Origin of the sequence: Psychrobacter sp. Sarcosine-3u-12, from assembly GCF_002836005.1 — a bacterium.
Lineage (GTDB): Bacteria > Pseudomonadota > Gammaproteobacteria > Pseudomonadales > Moraxellaceae > Psychrobacter > Psychrobacter okhotskensis.
Genome location: NZ_PJBY01000012.1, coordinates 1 through 6,998 on the forward strand (window position 1 = coordinate 1; position 6,998 = coordinate 6,998).

Here is a 6,998-nt window from a genome sequence, read left to right on the forward strand (position 1 = left end):
ATCGTCACTATATCTTGGCATGATTGGTCCTTGTGCCCCCCATTTGGATTAATATTTAGGGGTGACAACTATCCTGCCATAGGGGGATTTTAGTCAGTTCTTTCCACTCTTTAATATCATTCCATTTTATTAATTCTAATAAAATCATTTATTTACCTACTACCTTACTATGAAAAAATCACCCGTTAGTCAGCGTTTAACGATGGCTAGCGAAGGTTTATGTATGGATAAATTTGAGATTACATAAATAATAGGTTACTCTTGGTTCACGAACATGTTACATGTATTTAACATAGGTGTAGTTTTATTTATCAATGGTGAGTAATTTTCGTTGATTATAACGAAGGAATTTTACTGCGGATGATGAACACGGACAATGCGTCACATGCAATGACTGGATAAAACGCTATCCTAAACGTTGCTTATTTCAGCTGATAAAGCTGTCTAAATTTAGCTTAAGCCATAAGATTATGGTTTAGAGCTTATCTGTATTTTGCTAAAAGAACTTGCTACATGAGTCTTTTTTAGCATCCAGCTACTATCGAGTATCCATACTTGACAGCGTAATGGCTAAGCCATTAACAGACGCATATTGAGAGTTGCCGCTACTATTTTATTTACTTCTAGTATGGCTAATAATCCTTACTAAAATAGCGCGGCTGCACCTCACTTTATTATTAATCTGTCATGACAGTTTGTGTCATCGCTATTGATATGCGCGAATCGTACATGCTCTATCAATGTGTTTTATAAGTCACATTTTCATGATAAAAACTCTAATAAGCACAAATGTATTTCCAACGGTTAGGGGTTAAGGAATACCGCCTAACTTTTATTCATTTAAAACAATTGCGAGGTATGAATTTGAAAACTGAGTCATTGTTCCAATTTTCGGCGCTGACCATTATTTTATTATTAGTGGCGTTTTACGGCGGTACCTATCTCTTATCTTTATTAATCAAAAAAGACAAAGAATCTACTACCGGTTTTATGGTTGCAGGTCACGGTGTTGGCTTTGGTATGGGTGCAGCAAGTATGACGGCCACGTGGATTTGGGCCGCCTCATTTTATGCCGCTGCCACCTCTGGCTACAAATATGGCGTATCAGGGCCGATACATTACGGCTTTTGGGGTGCGCTGATGATTTTGTTCATCTACCCTTTTGGCATGCGCTTTCGTGAGCTTGCTCCCAACGGTCACACCTTGGGTGAGCTTATCCACGCCCGCCACGGCTCATCAAGCCAATTAATTTTAGCCATATCCAACCTTATGGGCAGCTTAATTAGCTTGATGGTCAACTTTACCGCTGCTGGGGCATTGGTGTCAGTATTGTCACCATTATCATTCCAAACAGGGGTAATTATCGCGGGTGTCGGGGTATTGAGCTATACCTTAACCTCAGGGTTTCGTGCTTCAGTCTTTACTGATTTTGCCCAATTGGTCGCTTTAATGGCGATTGGTGTCATCATTATTCCAGCGGTACTATTCTCCATGGGTGGTCCCGAAGTGATGGTCAGCGGACTATCGAACTTGACCTTAGAGCAGCAGGATTTCTTTTCCTCTGAAGCCTTTTTTCAGCAAGGTGCACCCTATTTTGTCGCAGTATTGGCCTATGCTATCGGTAATCAAACCATTACCCAGCGCTTATTTGCCATTGATAAAACTAAAATTAAGGCGACATTTGTTACCGCCACAGTCGGTTATGCCGGTATCGTCATTGGGCTTGGTATGATTGGCTTAATGGCTTTGACCATTGGCATCGAACCACTTGATGGCAATATGAACAACTTGATTCCACAAATGGTCAGTATGTATCTGCATCCGGTCTTTATTGCCTTATTCTTTATTTTGGTCATTGGTTCGTTATCTTCTACAGCTGACTCGGATTTGTCGGCGCTATCAACCATCATGATGGCTGATGTTTATGCCAAAAATATCGCCAAAAAAGGTGGCATCAAGCCAAAAACTATGATGCTCGTCGGTCGTGGCACGATGATTGTCGCGACGGCAGCGGGACTCATCTTTGCCAGCTTCAAGCTTGATATTCTAGTGATGCTGGTATTTGTTGGTGCCTTATGGGGTGCAATTGTTTTCCCTGTCATCGCCAGTGTATTCTGGAATCGTGTGACCAACGTCGCCTTTACCTCAGCAGTTATTGTCGGGCTTTTATTATTCTGTGTGGCGCGTTTTGAGTTGATACCTATTGTTGGCATCACCGCCTTATTCTTTGAAATCTTAGCCAGTGTCGGTGGCGCGGTGGTCATCGGTCTGATGGTATTTGGTTTCTTAGGTCGTAAGATTGGCATGGGCGCGGCTGCTATTACCTTGGTGCTGATGTTAATGTTTGCGACTGGGTTCTTACGCCAGTACATGATCCTACTCGCTTCACTGACCGCTTACGGTGCCAGTACTATCGTTTGTGTGGTCGTCAGTCTCATGGGTGATGAACATTTCGACTTTGATCTGATCAAACAACGTGTTGGTGACTACGATAAAAAGCCCAAAGTAGCACCCATAACAAAGAGCTAAATAACAGTAGCCCTGACGGATATCTGGTAACACCTAGCAAGTCACTCGCTAAGTGTTACCTATCAATGAATACTATAAGGAGACAACATGGATAGCACGCTTATCTACGGATTATATATTTTAGTCTGGCCAGCGATTACCTTGGGGGTGCTGGTATTGATTTGCACCGCCACCTATCGCGACATCAAAAAAGCCCAACGTAATAATAAAGACATTATTTAACAGCTTAGACTGTATTATTTTTTATACACACCTCGCTAAGCAATAGCTTGTCGAGGCGCGCATATGCTTGATTAAATGGTTCAAATAAACATGAATAATGCTTAAATACTCTTAATCTAATAAATAACGAGCGTTTATCAAAAAAATGACTTGTAATTTATTATATTTTTGCTAATATAGGCCACCTTGATTGGCTGGATGGCAGAGTGGTCATGCAGCGGACTGCAACTCCGTTAACGCCGGTTCGATTCCGACTCCAGCCTCCAATTATTTATTAACTTTACGTTAATTTTGGCTTGCATTATTAGCATAACCGCTTATAATAGCGAGCACTTATCTAGTAACTAGACGGTCTATCAGCTAGCTTATGTTAAAGATAAAACAATTTTTGCCCGGGTGGTGAAATTGGTAGACACAAGGGATTTAAAATCCCTCGCTAGCAATAGCGTGCCGGTTCAAGTCCGGCTCCGGGTACCATTATATAGTTCTATACTATCTTATAGAATAACTAAAGCCCCTGATCTCAGGGGCTTTGTTGTATCTGGCGTTCTATACTGTCCTGCTCTATCTATCCCAATCCATGCATCTGATGTACACTACTATGTACACTGGTTTTTAAATGTACATTGGGGTGTCAGTTATGGAAGCACGCAAACCTATCAGCTCCGACCGCAGCATCAGCAGTCATAAAGTCGATGACAAGGAATATCTGGTCTCTGTCAAAAACCATCCCATGCTGTATCTCATGGTTAGACCTAATGGCACTAAATCTTGGGTTTATCGCTACCTGTCCCCTACCCATTTAAAAAACAAACGTATATCGCTTGGCGTGTATCCAAACGTATCGTTTGCTCGTGCCTGTGAAATTTGGCGTGACTATGAAGAGCTACTAAGTCGTAATTGAGCTATGCTGAAGAAACCGTACACCTAAACTTGGTAAACTAAGCGTATTAATCGGAGTTTATCATGACTAAGAAAGTAAGAACCTACAGTAACGAATTCAAAGCCGAAGCCGTTAAGAAGATAGCAGATAATAATGGCAATATCTCAGCTACTGTAAAGCAGTTAGGTATTGCCATGCAAACGCTATCAAACTGGCATAACAAAGCCAATCAAGGCAAGCTTGTCGGTACAGAGCAATATGGGGCGTGTTGAAGAATGAGCTGGTATATCATGAGGATTACAAAACCAGATTTACAGCCATAAACGATAGCGGTATAAGGACGGTCAATAGGGTTGTGAAGCTTACTAAGGTGGGTAGCGAAATCATCGCGTAGTTGCATGTTATTATCCCTAATTACTTTTATCTAAGCAATCACATACAGTAATAAAAAGGTAGCCAATGATTTATTAAGACAACCACCCCAAACCAATCACATACCAGAGTTTATCGACCATGCTCGGATAGTCACCATGTGGTCTTGCCGCGCCTATCATGTCTATAATAAATGCACCGATAAACAGCATGATAATAGTAGCAATAATAACACCTACACTGTAAACAATGGTCTTCCAAATAGGCTCGTTATTCTGTTCAAGGTTGCCTTCTGGTAGATGTTTGTTCAAATCATAAGGGTCATTAGGATCAATCTGACATTCCGCTTCAATAGCTTTGCTAAACTGATGGCGGTAGCTGGTCAGCATTGAGATCACACGGCCAACATAACGCAGAGCTAATAAAGGTAGAATAACTATTGTCACTGGGTAAAACCTAAAAGTTCGTTCAGGGTACTCCATGTTTTCGTGAGAGTAATGTACTACGTTCAATATCAAACGCTTAAATGACATCAGCGGGGTTTCACGTTTTTTATGTATGGGATAGATGTAGCGTACTGCCTCTTTGACTTCTTTTAGTTGCTGATCGTCACCTTCCATATAACGACGGATAAATTCAAAATAACTGATTAAACTTTTATCAAAGACATTGTTTTGAAAGGCAAGTGCAAACATACCCGTAATGGTTTCGCCGTTTTTATCAAAGGTAACCGCTCTGATGTCTCTGTCTTCATTGATATAAGCAATAAAAAAGGTTAAGTCATCCCAGTTATATACTTCTACTTTACGGTTATATTGACGAACATAGACCTTACGAGTTTTACGGTTAAAGCGGATCGGAGAATGCCATGTGGTAAACAGCTCGGTTGAGAGCATGTTTATTAATAAAACATACGTTATAAGTATTGAAGCAATACCAAAAACTCCAACTCCTAAAGAGAAGAAGTTAAAATCATTATTCAGCTGAATTGATATGTGATAAATAAAAGGAGTCATTGAGACTATTATAAACCCTAAAAATAATCCCCATCCTACAGCATCGCCTCGTCGGCGCTCATTTCGCCCTGTCGTCTCTAAGTAAGTTGAGTTAAACTGCACCACCGTTTGCTGCGGGTGCAATGGCACATCATAGGTTTTATATTTATCCAAAGGCACTTTCTCATGAATACCTTTGACGTCTGCAAGTTTCTGCCCTACCGCTTGATAACCAGGGGTTAAAAATGGCGGCTTCTTGGTCAATCGAAACCGCCCTTCCATGTCTACAAGATATGCACTCATTTTTAGTTGTCCTTAATGTCGTGGCAGTTTGAGCAGACTCTTATCAAGTACAAACCTCATTCCTCATCATTCAATGCCTTAAGCATCTTAAAAAGATTATGAGTGGCATTGGCTTCTAAACCGTTGTAATTCACAAGAACCAATTCATCTAAACTGTCTGTTGTCTGATTACTTCTTGGGTTTATCAGACCTTGTATACCAACTTTGACTGACACTTCACTATGCTCTGATACAAACTGTATAAGTTGCTGCCTGAGCTGCTCTTGACGCTCGTTTCGGGTAATAATAAGTAGCTTACCACCTGAAACTTTTAATATAAGCTCATCACCTTCTAATATTAAATCGCCAAAGTATCGATCTGTCCCTCCTTCATACTCACTGATCGGAATATCATCAGGATTGGTTGCAAAGTTTTTAAAATATAGCTTGTTCTGCTCTTCTTCAAGCGCTTCGAGATACTCTAATCTCAACTCTTCTGCGGTCTTGGACGTATTATCAGCATAAGAAGTGTCAGCTGCCATAGCAAGTTGCGACTGACTAACTCCTATCGTAAATAGTAGGGACACACACAACCACATTTTAAATAAGGTCTTTGGAATTGAATGATTTACCATATGTAAAGCTCATTTGTTATTAGTCATTGATAAGGCGTAAGTTATGTATCTTAATCATCCAACTGATTGGTCTCGTTAAAATACCAAATGGTTTGCCATTCAAGCCGCTTCATCTTTGGCATGATGTCACCTGCTTTGAAGTGTTTGATATCTTTACTTGATGGTGACCACCAGTAGCCTGTGAATGGACAAGGCTTACCCGACTCGCAGCGTAAGCGTTTTGGCGCGACATTCTGGCTATCACCACCACTATCCGCGATACGCTCAACCAACATCCAAGTAACAGGCGCCATACCGACCGCTTGCATGGTTTCTGGGTCATAACCGACATAGGCTTCATTTGCCAACATGCCATCCAATAACACTTGAGCACTGGCATCTGCTCTACTAGGTACATAAATACCTGCAACAGGGACAACTTCATCTAATTCAACGCTATATTGAGGATTGAGGCGATAAATAGGCCACGATTCGGGTGGGTTAAGCGGTCCTCGCGATTCAGTACTATAATCTTCCATTAAATCACCAATACACCAACCAAAATAACTGGTTATTTCCATATTAAAAGCACGCAAACTCGCCTCTTGGCGCCACTTCTCATAATCCAATTGTTGCTGCTCTGGCATCCAGTCGGTATCATAATCCATACTGATAGCGCGAAAATCACTCTCAACATTACCACCATATCTTATTGCTATTAAATCGCCATTTAACAGCTCTTGATAGCCAACATTTAAGCTGTCTAGAGTATCACGCAGGTTTGGCAATACCCGCTCGCCCCAGACGATATCAGGTTGTCTGTTAATAGGACGCGTTCGGTAATCAAAGGGCAAATCATTGACGAACAGTTCTAATGCGTATTCAGCAGCTTCTAGCATATTCGCAAAAGCATCGCGCATCTCTTTAAAATAAACGGGTGAACTGTAACGTTCTAATAAATAGATTGCTTGAGGTCTGATGATGTAGTTATTCATTTTTTATTGGTCTCGTACTGTCTAATCGACGTTGGCTAATCAGTTTTCATCTAGGCAATCACCAGCATCACATACAATATCGACCCGACAAACCATATGACATTAA

The 6,998-nt window shown here is 41.0% G+C and carries 6 protein-coding genes, 2 tRNA genes and 1 pseudogene; 6 read left to right on the forward strand and 3 right to left on the reverse strand.

Features of this window, described 5'->3' with window-relative positions; translation table 11 throughout:
- Positions 1-858: 858 nt before the first annotated feature.
- The 6 genes and pseudogenes from CXF65_RS00660 to CXF65_RS00680 all read left to right on the forward strand — a co-directional run.
- On the forward strand, positions 859-2,529 hold the full coding sequence (locus CXF65_RS00660; protein WP_101210691.1) for a sodium:solute symporter family protein: 1,671 nt from the start codon (positions 859-861) through the stop codon (positions 2,527-2,529).
- An 87-nt stretch (positions 2,530-2,616) separates the two neighbouring features.
- Positions 2,617-2,751: a putative transporter small subunit gene (locus tag CXF65_RS15090; protein WP_217271599.1), complete on the forward strand. Its 135-nt coding sequence runs from the start codon at positions 2,617-2,619 to the stop codon at positions 2,749-2,751.
- Positions 2,752-2,943: 192 nt separating this feature from the next.
- Positions 2,944-3,017 (forward strand) — tRNA-Cys (locus CXF65_RS00665).
- Between the two features lie 124 nt (positions 3,018-3,141).
- Positions 3,142-3,228, forward strand: a tRNA-Leu gene (locus CXF65_RS00670).
- A 163-nt stretch (positions 3,229-3,391) separates the two neighbouring features.
- Positions 3,392-3,655, forward strand: a complete 264-nt coding sequence (locus CXF65_RS00675) for an Arm DNA-binding domain-containing protein (RefSeq protein ID WP_101210692.1) — start codon at positions 3,392-3,394, stop codon at positions 3,653-3,655.
- Between the two features lie 62 nt (positions 3,656-3,717).
- Positions 3,718-3,894: pseudogene (locus CXF65_RS00680) on the forward strand (transposase); the annotation flags it as partial.
- A 207-nt stretch (positions 3,895-4,101) separates the two neighbouring features.
- Here the strand turns inward: CXF65_RS00680 and CXF65_RS00685 are convergent.
- Genes CXF65_RS00685 through CXF65_RS00695 form a run of 3 tightly spaced genes read right to left on the reverse strand, consistent with a single transcriptional unit; the run spans position 4,102 to position 6,892 of the window.
- Complete coding sequence (locus tag CXF65_RS00685; protein WP_101210693.1) at positions 4,102-5,304, reverse strand: DUF6708 domain-containing protein; 1,203 nt, start codon at positions 5,302-5,304, stop codon at positions 4,102-4,104.
- 56 nt (positions 5,305-5,360) lie between these two features.
- Entirely contained in the window at positions 5,361-5,918 is a 558-nt protein-coding gene (locus CXF65_RS00690) for a hypothetical protein (RefSeq protein WP_157823950.1), read from the reverse strand.
- Positions 5,919-5,968: 50 nt separating this feature from the next.
- On the reverse strand, positions 5,969-6,892 hold the full coding sequence (locus CXF65_RS00695) for a hypothetical protein (RefSeq protein WP_198551925.1): 924 nt from the start codon (positions 6,890-6,892) through the stop codon (positions 5,969-5,971).
- Positions 6,893-6,998 lie beyond the last annotated feature (106 nt).

Coding starts and splice junctions, on each gene's coding strand:
- CXF65_RS00660 (WP_101210691.1), top strand. CDS start 859: ATGAATTTGAAAACTGAGTCATTGTTCCAATTTTCGGCGCTGACCATT.
- CXF65_RS15090 (WP_217271599.1), top strand. CDS start 2,617: ATGGATAGCACGCTTATCTACGGATTATATATTTTAGTCTGGCCAGCG.
- CXF65_RS00675 (WP_101210692.1), top strand. CDS start 3,392: ATGGAAGCACGCAAACCTATCAGCTCCGACCGCAGCATCAGCAGTCAT.
- CXF65_RS00685 (WP_101210693.1), bottom strand. CDS start 5,304: ATGAGTGCATATCTTGTAGACATGGAAGGGCGGTTTCGATTGACCAAG.
- CXF65_RS00690 (WP_157823950.1), bottom strand. CDS start 5,918: ATGGTAAATCATTCAATTCCAAAGACCTTATTTAAAATGTGGTTGTGT.
- CXF65_RS00695 (WP_198551925.1), bottom strand. CDS start 6,892: ATGAATAACTACATCATCAGACCTCAAGCAATCTATTTATTAGAACGT.